The sequence below is a fragment of the Stenotrophomonas maltophilia R551-3 genome, from assembly GCF_000020665.1.
GTDB lineage: Bacteria > Pseudomonadota > Gammaproteobacteria > Xanthomonadales > Xanthomonadaceae > Stenotrophomonas > Stenotrophomonas maltophilia_L.
The window spans coordinates 680,772-701,645 of sequence record NC_011071.1; the positions used below are offsets into that span (position 1 = coordinate 680,772).

Annotated in this window: 22 protein-coding genes and 1 riboswitch; of the genes, 12 read left to right on the forward strand and 10 right to left on the reverse strand. The window is 67.0% G+C overall.

Going from position 1 to position 20,874, the window contains the following annotated elements; translation table 11 throughout:
• Positions 1-73 precede the first annotated feature (73 nt).
• Positions 74-1,390, reverse strand: a complete 1,317-nt coding sequence (locus SMAL_RS02910) for an NCS2 family permease (RefSeq protein WP_004143054.1) — start codon at positions 1,388-1,390, stop codon at positions 74-76.
• 183 nt (positions 1,391-1,573) lie between these two features.
• Positions 1,574-3,238 carry an energy-dependent translational throttle protein EttA gene (gene ettA, locus SMAL_RS02915; RefSeq protein ID WP_004143079.1) on the reverse strand — a complete coding sequence of 555 codons (1,665 nt, stop codon included), beginning with the start codon at positions 3,236-3,238 and terminating at the stop codon, positions 1,574-1,576.
• A 255-nt stretch (positions 3,239-3,493) separates the two neighbouring features.
• Here ettA and SMAL_RS02920 point away from each other — a divergent pair, with 255 nt between their 5' ends.
• The 6 genes from SMAL_RS02920 to ribD all read left to right on the forward strand — a co-directional run bounded on the left by SMAL_RS02920 (position 3,494) and on the right by ribD (position 8,264).
• Positions 3,494-3,967: an RcnB family protein gene (locus SMAL_RS02920; RefSeq protein ID WP_012510031.1), complete on the forward strand. Its 474-nt coding sequence runs from the start codon at positions 3,494-3,496 to the stop codon at positions 3,965-3,967.
• A gap of 187 nt (positions 3,968-4,154) precedes the next feature.
• Positions 4,155-5,408 (forward strand): serine hydroxymethyltransferase, encoded by a 1,254-nt coding sequence (gene glyA, locus SMAL_RS02925; protein ID WP_004143345.1) that lies wholly within the window; start codon positions 4,155-4,157, stop codon positions 5,406-5,408.
• Between the two features lie 124 nt (positions 5,409-5,532).
• Positions 5,533-5,952: a hypothetical protein gene (locus SMAL_RS02930; protein WP_012510032.1), complete on the forward strand. Its 420-nt coding sequence runs from the start codon at positions 5,533-5,535 to the stop codon at positions 5,950-5,952.
• A gap of 27 nt (positions 5,953-5,979) precedes the next feature.
• On the forward strand, positions 5,980-6,429 hold the full coding sequence (locus SMAL_RS02935) for a hypothetical protein (protein ID WP_012510033.1): 450 nt from the start codon (positions 5,980-5,982) through the stop codon (positions 6,427-6,429).
• Between the two features lie 148 nt (positions 6,430-6,577).
• Positions 6,578-7,099: a transcriptional regulator NrdR gene (nrdR, locus tag SMAL_RS02940; RefSeq protein ID WP_004143350.1), complete on the forward strand. Its 522-nt coding sequence runs from the start codon at positions 6,578-6,580 to the stop codon at positions 7,097-7,099.
• A gap of 79 nt (positions 7,100-7,178) precedes the next feature.
• The gene (gene ribD, locus SMAL_RS02945; RefSeq protein WP_012510034.1) at positions 7,179-8,264 is read left to right on the forward strand and encodes a bifunctional diaminohydroxyphosphoribosylaminopyrimidine deaminase/5-amino-6-(5-phosphoribosylamino)uracil reductase RibD; all 1,086 of its coding nucleotides are present in this window, start codon (positions 7,179-7,181) and stop codon (positions 8,262-8,264) included.
• 35 nt (positions 8,265-8,299) lie between these two features.
• On the opposite strand, the gene SMAL_RS02950 is transcribed toward ribD, so the two are convergent.
• The 3 genes from SMAL_RS02950 to SMAL_RS02960 form a co-directional block, all read right to left on the reverse strand.
• Positions 8,300-8,734 (reverse strand): hypothetical protein, encoded by a 435-nt coding sequence (locus SMAL_RS02950; RefSeq protein ID WP_232274006.1) that lies wholly within the window; start codon positions 8,732-8,734, stop codon positions 8,300-8,302.
• 95 nt (positions 8,735-8,829) lie between these two features.
• Positions 8,830-9,714: a hypothetical protein gene (locus SMAL_RS02955; RefSeq protein ID WP_004143360.1), complete on the reverse strand. Its 885-nt coding sequence runs from the start codon at positions 9,712-9,714 to the stop codon at positions 8,830-8,832.
• Positions 9,715-9,866: 152 nt separating this feature from the next.
• Positions 9,867-10,487, reverse strand: coding sequence for a hypothetical protein (locus tag SMAL_RS02960; RefSeq protein ID WP_012510036.1), 621 nt, complete (start codon positions 10,485-10,487; stop codon positions 9,867-9,869).
• 301 nt (positions 10,488-10,788) lie between these two features.
• Positions 10,789-10,934, forward strand: a riboswitch (FMN riboswitch).
• A gap of 77 nt (positions 10,935-11,011) precedes the next feature.
• On the opposite strand from SMAL_RS02960, the gene SMAL_RS02965 reads away from it, so the two are divergent.
• The 5 genes from SMAL_RS02965 to thiL all read left to right on the forward strand — a co-directional run bounded on the left by SMAL_RS02965 (position 11,012) and on the right by thiL (position 14,947).
• On the forward strand, positions 11,012-11,638 hold the full coding sequence (locus tag SMAL_RS02965; RefSeq protein ID WP_012510037.1) for a riboflavin synthase: 627 nt from the start codon (positions 11,012-11,014) through the stop codon (positions 11,636-11,638).
• Positions 11,635-12,735, forward strand: coding sequence for a 3,4-dihydroxy-2-butanone-4-phosphate synthase (ribB, locus tag SMAL_RS02970; RefSeq protein WP_004143417.1), 1,101 nt, complete (start codon positions 11,635-11,637; stop codon positions 12,733-12,735). Before SMAL_RS02965 ends, ribB begins: the two co-directional genes overlap by 4 nt.
• Positions 12,736-12,920: 185 nt before the next feature.
• Positions 12,921-13,388: a 6,7-dimethyl-8-ribityllumazine synthase gene (gene ribH, locus SMAL_RS02975; protein WP_004143439.1), complete on the forward strand. Its 468-nt coding sequence runs from the start codon at positions 12,921-12,923 to the stop codon at positions 13,386-13,388.
• Positions 13,385-13,864: a transcription antitermination factor NusB gene (gene nusB / locus SMAL_RS02980; protein WP_004143441.1), complete on the forward strand. Its 480-nt coding sequence runs from the start codon at positions 13,385-13,387 to the stop codon at positions 13,862-13,864. Before ribH ends, nusB begins: the two co-directional genes overlap by 4 nt.
• 120 nt (positions 13,865-13,984) lie before the next feature.
• Positions 13,985-14,947 (forward strand): thiamine-phosphate kinase, encoded by a 963-nt coding sequence (gene thiL / locus SMAL_RS02985; RefSeq protein WP_004143456.1) that lies wholly within the window; start codon positions 13,985-13,987, stop codon positions 14,945-14,947.
• A 231-nt stretch (positions 14,948-15,178) separates the two neighbouring features.
• On the opposite strand, the gene SMAL_RS02990 is transcribed toward thiL, so the two are convergent.
• The 5 genes from SMAL_RS02990 to SMAL_RS03010 form a co-directional block, all read right to left on the reverse strand.
• Positions 15,179-15,364 carry a hypothetical protein gene (locus tag SMAL_RS02990; protein WP_012510038.1) on the reverse strand — a complete coding sequence of 62 codons (186 nt, stop codon included), beginning with the start codon at positions 15,362-15,364 and terminating at the stop codon, positions 15,179-15,181.
• Between the two features lie 341 nt (positions 15,365-15,705).
• Complete coding sequence (locus SMAL_RS02995) at positions 15,706-17,091, reverse strand: FAD-binding oxidoreductase (RefSeq protein ID WP_012510039.1); 1,386 nt, start codon at positions 17,089-17,091, stop codon at positions 15,706-15,708.
• Complete coding sequence (locus SMAL_RS03000; RefSeq protein ID WP_012510040.1) at positions 17,088-17,669, reverse strand: metal-dependent hydrolase; 582 nt, start codon at positions 17,667-17,669, stop codon at positions 17,088-17,090. The genes SMAL_RS02995 and SMAL_RS03000 overlap by 4 nt, the downstream gene beginning before the upstream one ends.
• Positions 17,670-17,779: 110 nt before the next feature.
• Positions 17,780-18,148: a YraN family protein gene (locus SMAL_RS03005; protein WP_041864472.1), complete on the reverse strand. Its 369-nt coding sequence runs from the start codon at positions 18,146-18,148 to the stop codon at positions 17,780-17,782.
• The gene (locus SMAL_RS03010) at positions 18,138-19,859 is read right to left on the reverse strand and encodes a penicillin-binding protein activator (RefSeq protein ID WP_012510042.1); all 1,722 of its coding nucleotides are present in this window, start codon (positions 19,857-19,859) and stop codon (positions 18,138-18,140) included. Before SMAL_RS03010 ends, SMAL_RS03005 begins: the two co-directional genes overlap by 11 nt.
• 81 nt (positions 19,860-19,940) lie before the next feature.
• Here SMAL_RS03010 and rsmI point away from each other — a divergent pair, with 81 nt between their 5' ends.
• Positions 19,941-20,759, forward strand: a complete 819-nt coding sequence (gene rsmI, locus SMAL_RS03015; RefSeq protein ID WP_012510043.1) for a 16S rRNA (cytidine(1402)-2'-O)-methyltransferase — start codon at positions 19,941-19,943, stop codon at positions 20,757-20,759.
• The last annotated feature ends 115 nt before the right edge of the window (positions 20,760-20,874 follow it).

Here is a 20,874-nt window from a genome sequence, read left to right on the forward strand (position 1 = left end):
ATCCCAAAGCACCGTGCGCGGCAGGTGAACCACCGCCCGGTAGTGCCGGCCGCTGGCCGGCACCGCCCAACGCTTACTCCAATGCGTAGCGCAGGGTAAACAGCACCGCCACCAGCCACACCGCCGGATGCACTTCGCGCCAGCGGCCGGTGCCGGCCTTCAGCGCGGCATAGGCGATGAAGCCGAACGCCAGGCCATTGGCGATCGAATAGGTGAACGGCATCGCCAGCGCACACAGCGCGGCCGGCACCGATTCGGTCAGGTCGCTCCAGTCCACTTCCACCAGTTCACGCAGCATCAGCCCGGCCACGAACAGCAGCGCCGGTGCGGTGGCATAGCTGGGCACCATCGCCGCCAGCGGCGAGAACAGCAGCGCAGCCAGGAACAGCGCCGACACCACCAGCGCGGTCAGACCGGTACGGCCACCGACCTGCACGCCCGAGGCGCTTTCGGCAAAAGCGGTGGTGCTGCTGGTGCCGAGCATCGAACCGGCCACGATCGCCGTGCTGTCGGCCAGCAGCGCACGGCCGAAGCGCTTCTGCGCACCCGGAAGTTTCAGCAGGCCGGCGCGGCCGACCACGCCGTACAGCGTGCCGGTGGCATCGAACACTTCCACCAGCACGAACACCAGCACCACCTGCAGCAGCACCGCAATCGGCGCGCCGCCGTCATGGTGCAGCAGGCCCGGCAGGTCCAGCTGCAGGAAGGTGGGTGCCAGGCTCGGCGGCAGCGACACCAGGCCCTGGTACTGCACGTCGCCCAATGCCCAGCCAGCGCCGGTCACGGCCAGGATGCCGATCAGGATCGCACCGCGGATGCGGCGCGCTTCCAGCACCGCGATCAGGAGGAAGCCGGCCAGCGCCAACAGCGGCGGTGCCGTGTTCAACGGGCCCAGTGCCACCAGCGTGTCTTCATTGCCGACGATCACGCCGGATTTCTGCAGCGCAATGATCGCCAGGAACAGGCCGATGCCGGCCACGATGGCCGAGCGCAGCGACGAAGGAATGCCCGACACCAGCCACGCCCGCACGCCAGTCAGCGACAGCACCAGGAACACCAGGCCGGAGATGAACACCGCACCCAGTGCCTGCTGCCAGGGCAGGCCAGCGGCACCGACCACGGTGAAGGCGAAGAACGCGTTCAGGCCCATGCCCGGAGCCATGCCGACCGGGAAATTGGCGGCCAGCGCCATCACCGCCGAACCCAGTGCAGCGGCCAGGCAGGTGGCCACGAACACCGCGCCGGCGTCCATGCCGGTGGTGCCGAGGATCTCGGGATTGACGAAGACGATGTAGGACATCGTCAGGAAGGTGGTGACACCGGCCAGCAGCTCGGTGCGCACGGTGGTGCCGTGCTGCTGCAGCTGGAACAGGCGTTCGAGCAGTGACATGGGGAATCTCGCGACAATAAGGTGTCACGACCAACGGTCGTGACCTACCCGAATGCAGAACGTGGGTACCGACCGTTGGTGGTGGGTACCGACCGTTGGTCGGTACGCTTCAAAGCGCCACCACCAACGGTGGTGACCTACCGAAATGAGAAAGGCCGCGCGAGCGCGGCCTTTCCGGTTGCCTTACTTCAGCGCCTTGAAGCGCAGGCGCTTCGGCGCCGCGTCGTCGCCCATGCGGCGGCGCTTGTCTTCTTCGTACTCGCGGTAGTTGCCCTGGAAGAACTCCACGTGCGAGTCGCCTTCGAACGCCAGGATGTGGGTCGCGATGCGATCCAGGAACCAGCGATCATGCGAGATGACGAAGGTGTTGCCCGGGAACTCCAGCAGCGCATCTTCCAGCGCACGCAGGGTTTCGATATCCAGATCGTTGGACGGTTCGTCGAGCAGCAGCACGTTGCCACCCTGCAGCAGGGTCTTGGCCATGTGCAGGCGGCCACGCTCACCACCGGACAGCGAACCGACCATCTTCTGCTGGTCCTGGCCCTTGAAGTTGAAGCGGCCGATGTAGGCGCGCGACTGGATCTCGATGCCGTTGATGTTGAGGATGTCCAGGCCGCCAGCGATTTCCTGGAACACGCTGTGGTTGCCTTCCAGCGCATCACGGCTCTGGTCGACATAGGACAGCTGCACGGTCGGGCCGACCACGATCTCGCCGGTGTCCGGCTTTTCCTGACCGGTGATCATCTTGAACAGAGTCGACTTACCGGCACCGTTGGGGCCGATGATGCCGACGATGGCGCCGCCCGGCACCAGGAAGCTCAGGTTGTCGAACAGCAGGCGGTCGCCGAACTTCTTGGAGACGTTCTTGAACTCCATCACCGCGTTGCCCAGGCGCTCGCCCGGCGGGATGAAGATTTCATTGGTCTCGTTGCGCTTCTGGTAATCGACCGACTGCAGCTCTTCCAGGCGGGCCAGACGGGCCTTGCCCTTGGTGCGGCCGCCCTTGGCGTTCTGGCGCGACCACTCCAGTTCCTTCTGGATCGCCTTCTGGCGGGCCTTTTCCTGGTTGTCTTCCTGCTTCAGGCGCTCATCCTTCTGGGTCAGCCAGTCGGTGTAGTTGCCCTTCCACGGAATGCCGCGACCGCGGTCCAGTTCCAGGATCCACTCGGCGGCGTTGTCCAGGAAGTAGCGATCATGGGTGACGGCCACGACGGTTCCGGTGTAACGCGCCAGGAACTGCTCCAGCCATTCCACCGACTCGGCGTCGAGGTGGTTGGTCGGTTCGTCGAGCAGCAGCATGTCCGGCTTCTGCAGCAGCAGGCGGCACAGCGCAACACGGCGCTTCTCACCACCGGACAGCTTGCCGACGATGGCCTCCCACGGCGGCAGGCGCAGCGCATCGGCGGCTACGTCCAGCTGGTTTTCCAGGGTGTGCGCATCGCCCGCGGCGAGGATCGCCTCCAGGCGCTCCTGTTCCTTGGCCAGGGCGTCGAAGTCGGCACCTTCTTCGGCATAGGCCGCGTACACCGCTTCCAGCGCAGCCTGCGCCTGCAGCACTTCGCCCACGCCTTCCTCGACCGCTTCACGCACGGTCTTGGTCGGGTCCAGCTCCGGTTCCTGCGCCAGGTAGCCGACCTTGATGCCAGCCTGCGGGCGGGCTTCGCCCTCGAAATCGGTGTCCACGCCGGCCATGATCTTCAGCACGGTGGACTTGCCGGCGCCGTTCAGGCCCAGCAGGCCGATCTTCGCGCCCGGGAAGAACGACAGCGAGATGTCCTTGATGATCTGCCGCTTGGGCGGGACCACCTTGGACACGCGGTTCATGGTGTAGATGTATTGCGAGGACATGAGGTCTCCGTAGGCGCGGCCCTGCGCCCGATCCGTCACGGGGAGCTTCCCGTTGCGGCAGCGGGCACAGACTGAAAAGGAATACCGCCAATTATAGCCGGAACCGCTTCCGCACCGCGCCCGGGCAGGGGCTGCCGGGCTGGCTGCGGCCTGAATACTGCGTCACAGTCCCGCAGCAGGAAGCGTTTCCAGCTGGAAGCGGTTCAGATCGGGTGCGCAATATGGGCTCACCACCCACCCAAGCAGAGGTCTGACATGCGCATCAATCGAGTAATGGCCGGCGCCGTGGCCTCTGTGCTGGCGCTCGGCGCGGTGGCCCCGGCCTTCGCCGACAACGACCATCGCCATGACCACGACCGCCGTGAGTGGCGCGAGGATCGCCGCGAATGGCGCCAGGACCGTCGTGAGTGGGAACGTGATCGTCGCGAGGCCCGGCGCGACTATCGCCAGGATCGCCGTGAATGGCACCGCGACCATGATCGCTACTACCGCCCGGCGCCGCCGCGGGTGGTGTACCGCCCGGCCTATGGCCCGGGCTATGGCTGGAAGGTCGGCCACCGCTACCGCGATTACTACCGCGGCCCGGTCTACGTGGTGAACGATTACCCGCGCTACCAGCTGCGCCGCCCGCCTTACGGGCACCAGTGGATCCGCGATGACCGCGGCAACATGCTGCTGGTGGCCATCGCGACCGGCGTGATCGCCCAGTACGTGCTCAGCAGCCGCTGAAGATCGCGCTCGGGGTCGGATCCCTTTGCAACGCAAAGGGCTCTGCCCCCGCAACGCCACTCGAAACCATACGGGGCCGAATTCCTTCGGGGATGCCGGCCCCGTCCGTTTCGGCCCCGGCAGGCCGGTGCGGGGCTACAATCGGGGGCTGAGCCGTACCCCTTTTCCCTGCCTGCTGGAGTACCCGATGTTCCCGCGTGACGTCCGCATCGAATCCTACGATCCCGAACTGGCCAAGGCCATCGCCGCTGAGACCCAGCGCCAGGAAGACCACGTCGAGCTGATCGCCAGCGAGAACTACACCAGCCCGGCGGTGATGGAAGCCCAGGGCAGCCAGCTGACCAACAAGTACGCCGAAGGCTACCCGGGCAAGCGCTACTACGGTGGCTGCGAATACGTGGACATCGCCGAGCAGCTGGCGATCGACCGTCTGAAGCAGCTGTTCGGCGCCGACTACGCCAACGTGCAGCCGCACAGTGGTTCGCAGGCCAACCAGGCCGTGTACTTCGCCCTGCTGCAGCCGGGTGACACCATCCTCGGCATGAGCCTGGCCCACGGCGGCCACCTCACCCACGGTGCCAAGGTGAACGCCTCGGGCAAGCTGTTCAACGCCGTGCAGTACGGCGTGAACGACCAGGGCCTGATCGACTACGACGAAGTCGAGCGCCTGGCCCTGGAGCACAAGCCGAAGATGGTCGTGGCCGGCTTCTCGGCCTACTCGCAGGTGATCGACTGGGCGCGCTTCCGCGCCATCGCCGACAAGGTCGGTGCCTACCTGTTCGTCGACATGGCACACGTCGCCGGCCTGGTTGCTGCTGGCGTCTACCCGAGCCCGCTGGAACATGCGCACGTGGTCACCTCGACCACCCACAAGACCCTGCGCGGCCCGCGCGGCGGCATCATCGTCGCCAAGGGCGCCGGCGAAGACCTGGTCAAGAAGCTGCAGTCGATCGTGTTCCCGGGCATCCAGGGTGGTCCGCTGATGCACGTCATCGCCGGCAAGGCCGTGGCCTTCAAGGAAGCGCTGGAACCGGGCTTCAAGGCCTACCAGCAGCAGGTGGTGAAGAACGCCCAGGCGATGGCCAACACGCTCATTGCGCGCGGCTACAAGATCGTCTCCGGTGGCACCCAGAACCACCTGATGCTGGTCGACATGATCGGCAAGGACGTGTCCGGCAAGGACGCGGAAGCCGCGCTGGGCAAGGCCCACATCACCGTCAACAAGAACTCGGTGCCGAACGACCCGCGTTCGCCGTTCGTCACTTCGGGCCTGCGCCTGGGCACCCCGGCGGTGACCACCCGTGGCTACGTCGAACAGGACTGCGTGGACCTGGCCAACTGGATCGCCGACGTGCTCGACGCGCCGAGCGATGACGCCGTCATCGCCCGCGTGCGCGACGCCGTCAGCGCGCAGTGCCGCAAGTACCCGGTCTACGGTTGATCGAAGCAGGGGTCAGAGCCCTTTCCTGACGGAAAGGGATCCGACCCCTAAACCCGGATCGAAGCAGGGGTCAGATCCCTTCCCGCAGGGAAGGGCTCTGACCCCTGCATTGGAGTAACCGCGCATGGATGAGCGCCACCTCAAGTACCTCTACACCGCGCTGGCGGTGCTGTTTGGCCTGCCCAGCCTGGCGATGGGCGGCGCGGCGGCGATGATGCTGCTGTTGATGGGCCTGGGCCAGTTTGGTCACGGCACCCTGACATCGGTGACGCTGATGCCGCTGTGGGGCCTGGCCGGCATTGCCGGCTGTCTGGCTTGGCTGTGGCTCAGTGCCGGTTACCTGATGCACGGACGTGCGGGTCTGCGGGTGCGGCCGGTCTGGTGGTGGATGTTGCTGGCCGGAGGTCTCGCCGCCTTGCCGCCGCTGGGGCTGGCGCTGTGGTGGAGCGCCACCGTGCACGCCGAAGGCATCAGCCTGTTGCTGCTGGGCCCATCGATGCTGGTACCGGCCGCGATGCTGGTATGGCTCAAGCGCCGCGAATGACACGGCCCATGGAAGGAAATCGACTGCATGGATGAGCGTCTGCACAAACGCTGGATGGCGATCGCCGGCCTGCTGGTGGGCCTGCCCACCGTAGCCGCCGGAGGCACGGGTGCCGTGCTGGGGCTGATGGTCGTATGGGATGGCAAGTACCTGACCGGCGACGAGCACAGGATCCTGCTGCTGTGGTCGTCGGCCGGAATTCTTGGCCTGCTGTCCTGGCTGTGGCTGAGCGGACTCTTCCTGTGGCGTGGTCTTGCCGGCCTGCGCCAATCGCCGGTTGTCGCCTGGGTGGGTCTGGCGCTTGGGGCCCTGGCTGCGCTGGGCGTGGTCGCCGCCACGCTGTACTTCACCTTCAAGCGGGGGGAAATCTCGACATTGGCCTTCCTCGGCTTTGGCCCACCGCTGCTGGTGATGGGGGGGCATCTGGCGTGGTTGCGTTGGGCTCGCGCGGCCTCGGTGCCGCCCGCACCCGGTTGAGCGGGTAGTCCAGACCTCGTTGGACGCTCTGATTGGCTGAAACGCAGGCGCTTCCGCGCAGACAGCATTTGCTGCTACGCCCTTTCTCAGGTACCTTTGCGACGCTGCCATGACCGTGGCAATAGGTACTCCCTGAGCCAGGCGTTCCATGCATTGCCCCTTCTGCCAACATGCCGATACCCGGGTCATCGACTCGCGCGTCTCCGAAGACGGCGCGACGATCCGTCGTCGGCGTGAATGCGAAGCCTGTGGCGAGCGCTTCAGCACCATGGAGACGGTGGAGCTGAAGCTGCCGGCCATCGTCAAGAGCGATGGCACCCGCGAGGCGTTCGACCAGCGCAAGGTCCGCGCTGGCTTCGACCGCGCGCTGCAGAAGCGTGCCGTGGCCGAAGACAAGATCGAAGCGGCGGTGCGTGCGGTGGTCCACCAGCTGCGCATCAGCGGCGAGCGCGAAGTACCCTCGATCAAGGTCGGCGAGTTCGTCATGAACGAACTGCGCAAGCTGGATCATGTCGGCTATGTGCGCTTTGCCTCGGTGTACCGCAGCTTCGAGGACGTGGCCGATTTCCGCGAGGAGATCGAGAAGCTGGAGCGCGATCTGCCCTCCAGTACCGAACAGCTGCAGCTGCTGGGCGATGTGATTGCCCTGACCAAGAAGAAGAAGGGCTGACCGCCTCTGCCTTGGTGGGTGCCAACCGTTGGTTGGCACTGATGGCGTGCATCCACACCGGCGGCGTTACCATGGCCGCATGACCAACCCGTTCTCCGTCCTTGACCACCTGCACATGGCCAACGCACTGCGTCTGGCCGAGCGTGCCGCCTACACCACCCGCCCCAACCCGATGGTCGGCTGCGTGATCGCCCACGGCGAACGTGTGGTCGGGCAGGGCTGGCACCAGCGCGCCGGTGGACCGCACGCCGAAGTGTTCGCGCTGCGCGAGGCCGGCAGCGAGGCTCGTGGTGCCACCGCCTACGTCACGCTGGAACCCTGCGCACACTACGGTCGTACGCCGCCGTGTGCGCTGGCCCTGATCGAAGCGGGCGTGTCGCGCGTCGTTGCCGCGATGCGCGATCCGTTCCCGAAGGTCGATGGTGGTGGCTTCGATCTGCTGCGCAATGCCGGCATCGAGGTCGCCGAAGGGCTGATGGCGGCGCAGGCGCGTGAGCTCAACAAGGGCTTCCTGTCGCGCGTGGAGCGCAACCGACCGTGGTTGCGGGTGAAGCTGGCCGCCAGCCTCGATGGCCGTACCGCGATGGCCGATGGCAGCTCCAAGTGGATCACCGGGCCGGCCGCGCGCGAAGACGTGCAGCACTGGCGCGCGCGTGCGGGTGCGATCCTCACCGGCGCCGACACGGTGCTGGCTGATGATCCGATGCTGACCGTGCGCCTGGCCGATACCGAGGTGATGCCACCACTGCGCGTGGTGCTGGATTCGCGCCTGCGTTCGCTCGAATGCAGCCGTGTGCGCGAGGGCGGGGCACCGACGCTGTATCTGCACGCTGCTGCAGTGAGCGCACCGGATGCGGCCGACGCAGAATTTGCCAGCGTGCCCAGTGCTGACGGCCGTCTCGATCTTGGCGCGGTGCTGGCACTGCTGGCCGAACGCGGCATCAACGAGGTGCATACCGAAGCCGGTGCGACGCTGGCCGGTGCCTTGCTGCGCGGCGGCTGGGTGGACGAACTGCTGCTGTATCAGGCGCCCACGCTGCTGGGCGATAACGGTCGTCCGCTGCTGGCCGGTCTCGGTATCGATGCCATGGACCAGCAGCGTCGCCTGCGTGTGGTTGACCAGCGTCAGGTCGGTGAGGACATCAGGCTGCTGCTGCGCCCGTAAGGGAATGACGCGAAGCAGGGGCGACGCCCTTGTCGTCAGGCATCCTCGTCGTCTTCTTCGCCGATGGGGCACTGGCCCTTCCACTGCTGCTTCCACAGCGCATGCAGGTTGCGGCAGTACGCGCCCAGTACCTCGCCCGGCAGGTTCTTCGCCTTCAATCGCAGCTGGTGACGGGTAAAACCGTCGTCGTACTCATGCGGCAATACCAGCACTGCGCACTGATCGTGATACATCAGGAACGCGTGGCAGTCGTCGTCTTCGCTCATCCACGCATCCAGCTGCCTGTCGCTCAGCAGGGTTGACTCGAAGGCAACCGCTGGGATGACCGAGAAGGTCGTAATCCTGGACTTGGGTACTTTGGCTTGCCCGCACGCCGTCAACGCCAGCAGCGCCATCAGCATGACCATGGTCGACGTCGTGCGGTGTTTCATGCGGTTGCCCCGATGGAAGAGGGCAACAGCATTGACCATGCAGGTCGCACAGGGCCATGCAATGGTTCTGAAAGTGCGGATGCAGTCGTCATCCGTGACCACGAGCCGAGCGTGGGCTCGGCTCTACACGTGGCTTACGCGCACTCGTCGGTCCACATCATCTCGGCGATCGGGCGCAGTGCCTTGCACTCCTGCGTCATCTCATCGGCCGACTGCACCTGGGCCTTGGCCTTCAGTTCCTCGGCCATGGCGTCCACACCGCTGATCTGGTCCGGTGCGATCTTCGCCACGCAGGCACGATGCTGCTGCAGCAGCAGGTCGCAGCCCGGTACGCCGGTCACCTTCGGCGCGTTGGCCGCCTGCGCGTCCTGCATCCAGTCCTCGAACGGTGCCAGCGCGCCGGTCACGGTGCCCACCAGATCATCGAAGTTACCGCTGTACCAGTAGCCGTTGTCCTTGGCCGGGTACAGGGTGAAGGTGCCGCTGACCGGCACGCGCGCGCCACTCTGCAGCGCTTGGGTGTAGGCATCGGTGAACTGCTTGCGCGAGGCCGGGCTGGCGTCGGATGCAAGGCTGGCAGCGAACAGCGGGCGCACCTTGCCCAGGTCGGGCAGCTGGCAGCTGTAGGTGATCCGCGCCAGCTTCTGGTCTTCAACGTAATCGTTGTCTTCGATTACGCTCTTGGTCGCGCGGCACTTCGAATCACGCAGCGCTTTGGCATACAGCGCTTCGGTGGCTGCAGCGTCGACCTTGGCGCCGGTGCTGGCCAGTACGGTCTGCCAGGGTTCGGCCAATGCCTTGGCCAGCGCACCCGGGTTCGGGGTCACAGCGTCCTGGCCTTCGAATGCCGGTTTCAGTGCGTCGTTGAGCGTGCGCGTGGCGGCCGCGTCGTCTTCCAGCAGGGTGCGTGCATACAGGTCGAACGCCTGTTCGGGCGACAGCGTGGCCGGGGCGGCCGTGGCGATCAGCGGCGCGCACAGCAGCATGCTGGCCAGCAGAGTACGGGTGGGGGTCTTCATGACGGTGTTTTCCTGTTCCAGAGGCGCGCAAGCCTAGCGCATCTGCGTGGGCTTTCGATGGCGCGATGGGGTCACGAGGTCGTGTATGTCGGCCAAAAAAACGGGCCCCTTGCGGGGCCCGTTCGATCGCACGACGAGGAGCGATCGTTGGATCAGAAGCTGGCGCGGATGCCGGCCGAGTACTGGGTGACGTCGCGGTAGCCGGAGATCTCGCCCACCAGACCCCAGGTCTTGGTGAAGTTGATCTGGCCACCGATGGTGCCGACCCAGGTGCCCTTGTAGTTGTTGCCGCCGTCCATGTAACCGGCCTTGGCCCAGGCTTCGGTCATGCGCGACGGCTTGCCGCGGATGCCCATGGTGGCGCGGGCCAGGTTGGTGTGGTCCTTGTAGCGGTCGCTGTAGCCGTCGTAACGATCGGTCAGTTCAGCGTTCTGGCGCACCCAGGCAATGTCGGCGGTGAAGTCGACGCGATCGGTCCACGGCATGTGGTAGCCGATGCCCAGCTCCGGCTGATTCAGTTCAACCTTCAGCGAACCGTCGCTGTAGTGGTAGGTCTTGCTGGTGCGCGACCAGCCACCGAACACGTAGACCTGCTCGGCCACGGCGACCGAGCCACGCAGGTAGCCACCGTCAACCTTCGGGTCGTCCAGTGCGTTGTCGTCAACCTTGACCTGCGTCCAGCCGCCTTCGACGTAGGTGTAGCTCAGGGCGTCAGCCGAAGCCGTGAACGGAGCGGCGGCCAGCAGAGCGGCCACGATCAGGATCTTGCGCATGGGAATTCCTGTGAATTTCAGTCCATTGGCGGACCTGCCCAGCGGGCGGCCCGTGGCGACCTCATGTCGTCCGGTGCGCATGTTAATGAAATTTTTACAGATTGCGAGCGACGGCCGTCACAGCCTGCGGCAGATTTGGCCGGGGTCGGATCCGTTTTCCAGAGGAGAACGGCTCTGACCCCCTGCGCTGCCACGGACCCATTGGGGGTCAGAGCCCTTTCCTGCGGAAAGGGATCCGACCCCGTCATCCACCCTGTTCAGCGGGGGCTGGTACACTACGCCGGCCGGTTCGCCGGTACACAAACGTCTTCAGGGCGGGGTGCGATTCCCCACCGGCGGTAGGTGCGCAAGCACGAGCCCGCGAGCGCTCCGGCCTTACCGCCGGGGGTCAGCAGATCCGGTCCAATGCCGGAGCCGACGGTATAGTCCGGATGAAAGAAGACGGTGCTACAGGGCCTTTGTGGCCCTGCGCCCGCCTGTTTGCCTTGCGGCGTTTTTCGCTCACTTTTCGCGGAGAACGTTTCTTGTTTACTGGAATCATCGAAGGCGTCGGCCGTCTGGCCGCACGCGAATCCATCGGCGGCGATGTCCGCTTCACCTTCAACGTCGGGAACCTGCCGTTCGACAACGTGCAGATGGGCGAGAGCATCGCCATCAACGGCGTCTGCCTTACCGTCATTGCGTTCGACGCCAGCAGCTTCCAGGCCGATGCGTCCACCGAGACCCTGGGCCTGACCACGCTCGGCCAGCTGTCCGAAGGGGCGGTCATCAACCTGGAGCGCGCCATGCGCCCGACCGACCGCCTCGGCGGCCATCTGGTCAGCGGCCACGTGGACGGTCTCGGCCAGGTGCTGTCCATCCACGAAGACGCGCGTGCCCAGCGTTGGCGTTTCGCCGCGCCGGCCTCGCTGCGCCGCTACATCGCCAAGAAGGGCTCGATCTGCGTGGACGGCGTCAGCCTCACCGTCAACGAAGTGGATGATGAGGGCTTCGAAGTCGCCCTGATCCCGCACACCGTGGCCAACACCGCCTTCTCCGCCGCGGGCGTGGGCAGTGCGGTCAACCTTGAAATCGACCTGGTCGCCCGATACGTGGAGCGCCTGATCAGTGTGCCGGCCAACGGTCAGCACCCGCATGGAGATGCAGCATGAATTTCGCCCCGATTCCGGAGATCCTGGAAGACATCCGCCTGGGCCGCATGGTCGTCATCGTCGATGACGAAGACCGCGAGAACGAAGGCGACCTGATCATGGCCGCCGAGCTGGTCAAGGCCAGCGACATCAACTTCATGGTCACCCATGGCCGTGGCCTGGTGTGCCTGCCGCTGAACCGTACCCGCGCCGCCGATCTCGGCCTGGCGCCGATGGTGCAGGCCAATACCGCGCAGTTCCAGACCAATTTCACGGTCAGCATCGAGGCCGCCGAGGGTGTCACCACCGGCATCTCGGCGCATGACCGCGCGCATACCATCCGTACTGCGGTGAAGCCCAATGCCAAGCCGTCGGACCTGCACCAGCCGGGCCACATCTTCCCGCTGATCGCCCAGCCGGGCGGCGTGCTGACCCGCGCCGGCCACACCGAGGCGGCCGTGGACATGGCCATGCTGGCCGGGTTGGAACCGGCCGGAGTGCTTGTGGAGATCCTGAACCCGGATGGCAGCATGGCGCGCCGCCCGGAACTGGAAGTGTTCGCCCGCGAGCACGGCCTGAAGATGGGCTCCATCGCCGACCTGATCGCCTACCGCCTGGCCACCGAAAAGACCGTCGAGCGCGTGGACGAGCGCGAGATCGAGACCGAGTTCGGCCCGTTCAAGCTGGTGACCTACCGCGACCGCATCGCCCACGACGTGCATTTCGCCCTGGTGCGCGGCACCCCGGATGCGGACACCCCGACCCTGGTCCGCGTGCAGGTGGAAAACCCGCTGGCCGACCTGCTGCACTGGCGCCGTGATGATTTCGGCGTGGCTGCTACCGATGCCCTGCGCGCCATCGATGCCGAGGGCGCGGGCGTGATGGTGGTGCTGTCGGCCCCGCGCGACGGCGAGGCCCTGCTGGCCCGCCTGCGCCAGCAGCCGGCGCCGGTGGTACCGGGCAAGGACAAGGATGTGAGCCAGTGGCGCCGCAATGGTGCCGGCGCGCAGATCCTGTCCGACCTGGGCTTGGGCAAGCTGCGGGTACTGGGCACCCCGCGTCGCCAGATCGGGCTGGCCGGGTACGGCCTGGAAGTGGTGGAGACGGTTACCCTGTAATGGGTAGTGCCGGCCGCTGGCCGGCAACTGCATCCCCGGGATTGCTGGCCAGCGGCCGGCACTACCACACCTCCGCCAAAGGTGGGTGCCGACCGTTGGTCGGCACACCCTGCAGGCCCCCGCCAACCACGGCCGGGGCCCATCCACGCTAGAATTACCCCCTTATCGAGTCCCCCAAGCCGCATATGAGCCACTACGAAGGCGATCTTCGCACTCCCGAATCGGCGCGCTTCGCCATCCTGGCCAGCCGCTGGAATGCCCGCATCACCGACACGCTGGTCGCTGGCGCACGCCAGAGCCTGGCCGGCAACGGCATTGCCGAAGCCAACATCGACGTGATCCGCGTACCGGGTGCCTGGGAACTGCCGCTGGTCGCCGCGCGTCTGGCCGCCGCCCATGAGCACGCCGCCATCCTCACCCTGGGCTGCGTGATCCGTGGCGATACCCGCCACTACGAACACGTGGCCGACCGCTGCGCCGAAGGTCTGATGCGCGTGCAGCTGGACTTCGGCGTGCCGGTACTGAACGGCGTGCTGGCGGTTGAACGCGCCGAAGACGCCGAGGCCCGCGCAGGCGGCAGCCATGGCAACAAGGGCGAGGAAGTCGCACTCGCCGCATTGGAAATGGTCAACCTGCTGGAGCAACTGCCATGAACAAGAACACCCAGGGCAAGCCCTCCGGTAAGCCCGTCCGCCGCGATGGCGTCGACCCGGTGCTGCGCTCGCGCGCGCGCCGTCGTGCCGTACAGGCCATCTACGCCTGGCAGATCTCCGGCGGCAACGCACAGTCGCTGATCGCCCAGTTCGCCCACGAGCAGGCGCGCGAAATCGCCGATCTGGCGTACTTCGAAGCGCTGATGCATGGCGTGCTCGACAACCGCCGCGACATCGACGAGGCCCTCGGCCCGTACCTGGACCGTGGCATTGAAGAAGTGGATGCGATCGAACGCGCCGTGCTGCGCCTGGCCGGTTATGAGCTGCGCTACCGCCTGGACGTGCCGTACCGCGTAGTGATCAACGAAGCCATCGAATCGGCCAAGCGTTTTGGTTCCGAACACGGCCATACCTACGTCAACGGCGTGCTGGATCGTGCCGCCGTGGAATTGCGCAAGGTCGAATCGGGTCACTGACCCGCCTGCGGTAGTGCCGGCCGTTGGCCGGCAGCTGCAGGGATCCTGAGGTTGCCGGCCAGCGGCCGGCACTACCGCCCACCGCGCCCTGCGCGGCACGTACAACAGCGGGAACGCCCCATGTCCCTGGCCGAATTCGCCCTCATCGACCGCATCCGCGCCCGCACCCTCGAGCGCGACGACATCCTGCTCGGCATCGGCGACGACGCTGCGTTGCTGCAGCCGCGCGCCAATGAGCAACTGGTGGTCACCGCCGATACGCTCAACAGCGGGGTGCACTTCCCAGTCGAGACCCCTGCGTTCGATATCGGTTGGAAGACGCTGGCGGTCAACCTCTCCGATCTCGCAGCGATGGGTGCACGCCCGGCCTGGTGCACGCTGGCGCTGTCGTTGCCGGAAGCGTCTGAAGACTGGATCGATGCGTTCGCCGATGGCTTCTTCGCACTGGCCGACCAGCACGACATCGCGCTGATCGGTGGCGACACCACACGTGGCCCACTGTCGTTGTCGGTGACCGCGATGGGCCAGGTCGGTCGTGGCCAGGCCCTGCGTCGCGACCGCGCGCAGCTTGGCGATGACATCTGGGTGAGCGGCACACTCGGCGATGCCGCCGGTGCGCTGCGCCTCTGGCAGCAGGCCGCATTGAGCGTCGCCACCGCCACGTTGCTGGCCGACTACGAAAGCCTGCGCCTGCGCCTGCTGCGGCCGACGCCGCGGGTCACCCTCGGCCTGCGCCTGCGTGCCTTCGCGCATGCAGCGGTGGATGTGTCCGACGGCCTGCTGGCCGATCTGGGCCATATCGCCACGCGCAGCAGCGTGGCCGCGCATGTGGATGCCGACTCGTTGCCGATCTCGCACGCGCTGCGTGAGCTGCTCGGCCGCGACGATGCGCGCGACTGCGCACTGCGCGGTGGCGACGACTACGAACTGTGCTTCACCGCCGCCGCCGACCAGCGCGACGCGCTGCACTACCTGGCCGAATCGCTGGACGTGCCGCTCACCCGCATCGGCCGCATCGCCGAAGGGCAGGGCGTGCACTTGGATGGCGAAGCCGCCAACGGCGGTTACCAGCACTTCGCCTGATCCGGAACGCCGGACATGGCCCGGCGCTGCCACGCGACTGAAACCGCCGGGCATGATCGGGTGCTGCCGTATCGGTGCGCGGTTGCTGGATGACATCGACGCTGCAGAGCCGAGCCTACGCTCGGCTCACGCGCGAAGCGCGGCTTTCATCGCGATGTGGCTCAAGGGCAGCCGAGCATGGGCTCGGCTCTACAAATGTCGCTAAGCTGCCTGCAACTGCACACCCAGTACTCAGTCAGCCTGCGGCTGCCTGCCGCGACGCTGCTGCAGGCAGGACTCACACGTGACCGTTGCCAGCGACCGCGCATCGTTGGCCGCGGCCAGGGCCTGCTCCAGGATCGGCGCGAGGTCATGTGGCAGGCGCGCAGCGGCTTCGCCAAGAGTGGTGATGACATGGGGATAGAGAGGCTTGTACATCTCGGCATCCTTGTTCGCAGGGCGTGGGCGCTGTTGCTTCGACCCAACCCGTTCGGCGGTTGCCAACGGCTCACAGAGATGCCGATGGTGCTGTCACTGCAGGCTCGCTGGACCAGGCAGCTGGCGCTCACGGCGGGCGTGGGTCAGAGCTGTGTGGTGCTGTTGGCGATATGTTCCTGGCAAAGGCGCAGTTTTCCCATGCAACAAGTTGCAAAGCACACTGGACACCGGATGGAGCTTCAGTTGACGGCTGGCAGCGTGAAGGTCCGTAGCGGGCACAGTGCGACGCCTCCAGCAGGGGAGGGCTCCTGCGGGTCGTCGTCAACACATTGGCAGTGGCACTACACCGGCGGCAGCACCTTGCCGGGGTTGAGGATGCCGTCCGGGTCCAGCGCGGCCTTGATCGCTCGCATCGTCGCCAGCGTTTCTGCGGTGAAGGCCTTCGCCATGAAATCTCGCTTGGCCAGGCCAATGCCGTGTTCCCCCGACAGCGTGCCGCCCAACGCCAGCGTCAGCTCGAAGATCTTTGGCAGCGCTGCATGCGCGCGCGCGTTCTCGTCGGCATCATCCGGGTGGTAGAGGATGTTGACGTGCAGGTTGCCGTTGCCGGCATGGCCGAAGGTGACGATGGTGAGTGCGTAGTCACGTGCCAGTGCCTGCACGCCGGCCACCAGTTCCGGAATGCGCGACACCGGTACCACCACGTCTTCGTTGATCTTGCCCGGCGCGACGCTGCGCAGTGCGGGCGACAGCGCCTTGCGTGCGGCCCACAGCTGGTCGCGTGCGCGGCCTTCCATCGCCACGTCCAGCTCGATCATGCCGTCGCCTTCCGCAGCGCTGGCCAGCGCCTGCAGCAGGTAGGGCAGGGTGTCGTGGTCACCATCGGCTTCGACCAGCAGCATCGCACCGGCCTGGGGAACATCGGCGCCGTTGAGGCGCAGCAGCTCCAGGCTGCGCGCGTCCATGAACTCGAGGCGGGTCGGTACCACAGGCTGTGACATCAACCGCGACACTGCGGCAGCGGCGGCATCGGCATCGCGGTACAGCACGCGCAGACCAGCCTGGCTGACCGGCAGCGGGGTCAGTTTCAGGGTGGCTTCCACGATCAATGCCAGCGTGCCTTCGCTGCCCACCAGCAGGTGCGTGAGGTCGTAGCCAGTGGCGTCCTTGGTGTAGGCGCCGCCGCAGCGGATCACGTCGCCGGTGCCGGTCACTGCCACCAGGCCCAGCACGTTGTCGCGGCTGGTGCCGTACTTCACCGCGCGTGGGCCACCGGCGTTGCAGGCGAGGTTGCCGCCGATGCTGCAGATCTCGGCGCTGGAAGGGTCCGGTGCCCAGAACAGGCCATGCGGGGCCAGCGCCTGCTGCAGGGTGCCATTGAGCACACCCGGCTGCACGACCGCGCAACGATCACCGGCGCGGATCTCGACGATGCGATTCATGCGGGTGAACGACAGCACGATGCTGCCCGGCTGTGGGACGGCGGCACCGGTAGTGCCGGTACCGGCACCGCGCGCGACCAGCGCCACGCCATGCGCGCGGCAGGCACGCACCAATGCCTGCACCTGTTCGATGTCGGCCGGCAGCGCCACCGCTGCGGGACGCTGGTGACGCCATGAGTTGTCCTGCGCGTTGGCCTCCAGCGCGCTGTCATCCATGCGCCAGCCCTCCGCGCCCAGCAGGGCGGACAGTTCGGCAATCAGGGCAGCAGGCAGGACAGGACTCATGACGGGTCTCGTGGGGTAGCAGGAGCGGGTTGGATCAGTTTCCAGGCGACGACGGCTGTGGCCAGCGGCAGCCACACCCAGCGCAGTTCAGAGAGCAGGGTGGCCACGCCACGCGCGCTGAAGAACTGCGGCGCGAACGGTGAAACGCGGATCGGTCGCCACGGTGCGAAGAAGCGTTGTTCACTCCACGGCCAGGCCAGCGCAACGCCGAGGCCACCGGAGGTCATCGCATCCAGCAGCGGATGGCTGGCGGCACAGACGAAGACGAGTGTCGCTGCTTGCAAGGTAGGTGCCAACCTTGGTTGGCACGGAACCGCCGACCAAGGTCGGCTGCTACCAAAGAACGCCAACACTGCGGCCAATGTCGCCAGCACGCAGGCAAACAGCAACGAATGGCTGGCACCGCGATGTCCGAACGCATCGGCATAGGGAATGTGCAGTGCAAAGGCCAGCACATCGGCATCGGGCAGCATCGCTGCGATCACGCCGGCCACGAGCAGGCGCGGCGGGATGCGGCCACGATCAGCGGCGCACCACAGTGCCAACGGCACAGCGGCATGGGTGATGATCGAAGGCATCAGTCACGCACCGTGGTAGTGCCGGCCAGGCTGCGCTCTGGCAGGTGCCAACCTTGGTTGGCACAGAAGCGCCGACCAAGGTCGGCCTCTACCAGAGCGGACGGTAACCATCAGCAGTCATCCAGCCGGAATGCATCACGCAGCCACCGCAGCTGCGGCGGTTCACCACTGGCTTCAACCACATCGAAACGGCAGGGCGCATTGGCCAGTGCCGGGTTGTCCTGCAGGTACAGCTGCGCGGCATGCGCCAGGCGCCGGCATTTGCGCGCATCCACCGAAGCGGCGCCGCCACCGAAATCGGAGCGTGCGCGGTAGCGCACTTCCACGAACACCACGGTGCCGGCATCGTCCATCACCAGGTCCAGTTCACCGCCGCGATAACGCACGTTGCGCGCACGCGGCTGCAGCCCGGCCTGTTGCAGATGCTGCTCGGCGGCGGCTTCCACCGCCGAGCCACGTTGGCTGCGCTCAGCGACCACCGACGATCGGCATCGGCCGGCCGCCATTGAAGGTCGACCATGCCGGCTGGCGCAGGATGTTGCCGTTGCTGTCCAGGAACAGGGTGCCGGTGGCACCGTCCAGGCCGCCTTCGTTGGACAGCTTGTCCAGGTAGGCGGTGATCTTCCAGGCATCCGCACCGAAGGCGAACAGGCGGCCGGCCGCACCGCGTGCGCTCGGCAGGGTGCTGGCCACCTGGCTGGCCGAGGGCAGGCCGGACACGCTGCGCACGTTCCAGGCTTCGTTCGGGTAGACGATGCCGTCCAGCGCCACGTCTTCTTCCGCCTTGCCGCTGCCGACCGTCAACTGCGAGGTGCCGACGCGGGTGGCGCCACCGGCGCCGGCCAGCGCCAGCTGCGGCGCCAGCAGGCGGGCCTGCGGCGCGCGCACGGCAAGGAACACGGCGTCGACCTGGCCGGCATTGCGCACCTGCGCGCCGACATCACCGACGGCATCGCTGACGTTGAAGGTAGCCACGACCTGGCCACCGCGCTGGGCAAAACGCTGTGCGAAGGCAGCGGCGGAACGACGGCCGGTGTCGTCATTGCTGCTGATCACCAGCGCGCGGTTGCGTTCGCGGCCACGCAGGTACTCGGCGGCGACGATGCCGTCGTCTTCCGGTGCCAGCGAGAAACCAGCGCTGCCGGCCGGCGGTGCATCCTTGCCGCGGTTCAGCGCCAGCACCGGTACCTGCAACTGCTGGCGGCCATACACCGCGTCCACCTCGTCGCGGCCCAGCGGACCGACCACGAAGTCGACACCGGAGGCGACGGCCTTGTCGTAGGCAGCGAGGGCACCGGCCGGGGTGCCGGCGGTGTCGAAGAAATTGATGTCCGGGCGGCGACGGCTTTCACCGTAGTAGGCGCTCAGCAGGCCATCGCGCACCGGCTGCGCGGCGGTGGCCAGGCGACCACTGAGCGGCAGCAGCACCGCCAGCTTGGCCGGCGGGCGATAGCCGTCGCTCATCGCCGGCGGGCGCTTGCTGGTATCGAACTGGGCTGCGCCGTCGCGGTCGAACGGGCGCGGCAGCGGCAGGCCACGTGCGATCAGCGCGCGGCCTGCGAAGTTGTACAGCGGGTCATTGGCTGGCAGGGCGGCGGCACGGCTGCGCAGGGTGGCATCGTCGAGGGTGCCGAGCAGGCCGGAGATTGCAGCCTGGTTCTCGCTGCGCGCGCTGCCGGTCAGGCCGGCATGGGCGCGGGCACGCTCGTTGGCAGCGCCGAATGCATCGCCGGTGCCCTGCAGGGCCTGGGCGCGGGCCAGCAGCCAGCGGGTGCGCAGGCCGACCGCAACACTGTCGGCATGATCCTTCAGCAGTGCCAGTGCCTGCGCCGGTTGCTTGTCGGCCAGCGCCAGCTCGGCGCCGGTCAACTGGTAACGCTGCAGGCTGGCGCCGGACAGCTGGCGGGCGGTGAGCTGGCCCAGCAGGCTGCGCGCGCGCGCGCTGTCGCCAGCCAGGTGCCAGGCCCAGGCCGCGTCGGCCAGCGCGTTGCTGCGGGCACCGCCGCGCAGGGTGGCGGCCAGGCCTTCCAGCTGCAGTGCGGCGTCGCGCGGCTTGCCCTGTTCGATCAGCGCCAGCGCCTGGCTCTGGGCCGGCGATTCGGGTGCACTGGTCAGGCTGGTGGTGGCACAGCCGGCCAGCAGCATCAGCGACAACGACAGGGCGGAGATCCGTGCGGCGGGCTTGTTCATGATCGGGTCCATGCGATGAGGGCAGCGGCCTTGGCCGGGTACACGCTACGATTCTACCCTTGCCCCGTGAGTACCGCTGAAATGAGTGTCCCAACCCTGTACGTCGTCGCCACCCCGATCGGCAACCTGGCCGATCTGAGCCCGCGCGCGCAGGAGGTGCTGCGTTCGGTGGCGGCCATCTGTGCCGAAGACACTCGTCGCAGCGGCCAGCTGTTGTCCCGTTTCGGCATCCAGCAGCCGCTGGTGGCCCTGCATGAACACAATGAGGAAGCCCTGGCCCAGCGCCTGGTCTCGCGCCTGCAGGCCGGCGAATCGCTGGCACTGGTCAGCGATGCCGGCACCCCGCTGGTCAGCGATCCCGGTTTCCGCCTGGTGCGTGCCGCGCGTGCGGCAGGCATCAAGGTCAGCCCGATTCCCGGCGCCTGCGCCGCCATCGCCGCGCTGAGCGTGGCCGGCCTGCCCAGCGACCGCTTCAGCTTCGAGGGCTTCCTGCCGGCCAAGGCCAGCGGTCGCCGCGACCGCCTGCAGGCGCTGGCCGGTGAAGTGCGCACGATGGTTTTCTACGAATCCTCGCACCGGATCACCGAGTCGTTGGCTGACATGGCGGCGATCTTCGGCGGCGAGCGCCCGGCGGTGCTGGCCCGAGAGCTGACCAAGCTGTTCGAGACCGTGCTCGATGGTGACCTGGCCGGTCTGTTGGCCAAGGTTGAGGCCGATGACAACCAGCGCAAGGGCGAGTTCGTGGTGATGGTGCAGGGCGCCGGTGATGACGAGGAAGCGCAGCTGGCCCATGGCCGCCAGGTCTACGCCAAGCTCAGCGAGCACCTGCCGCCGTCGACCGCTGCCAAGCTGGCCGCCGAGTTGACCGGCGCACCGCGCAAGGCATTGTACGGGTCCTGATCGGTAGCGCCGGGCCATGCCCGGCGAGCGCGTAGCGCGGCATCGAACAGCCGCCGGGCATGGCCCGGCGCTACCAGAACGCGACGGGCAGGAAGTGCCCATGTACGCTAGAATA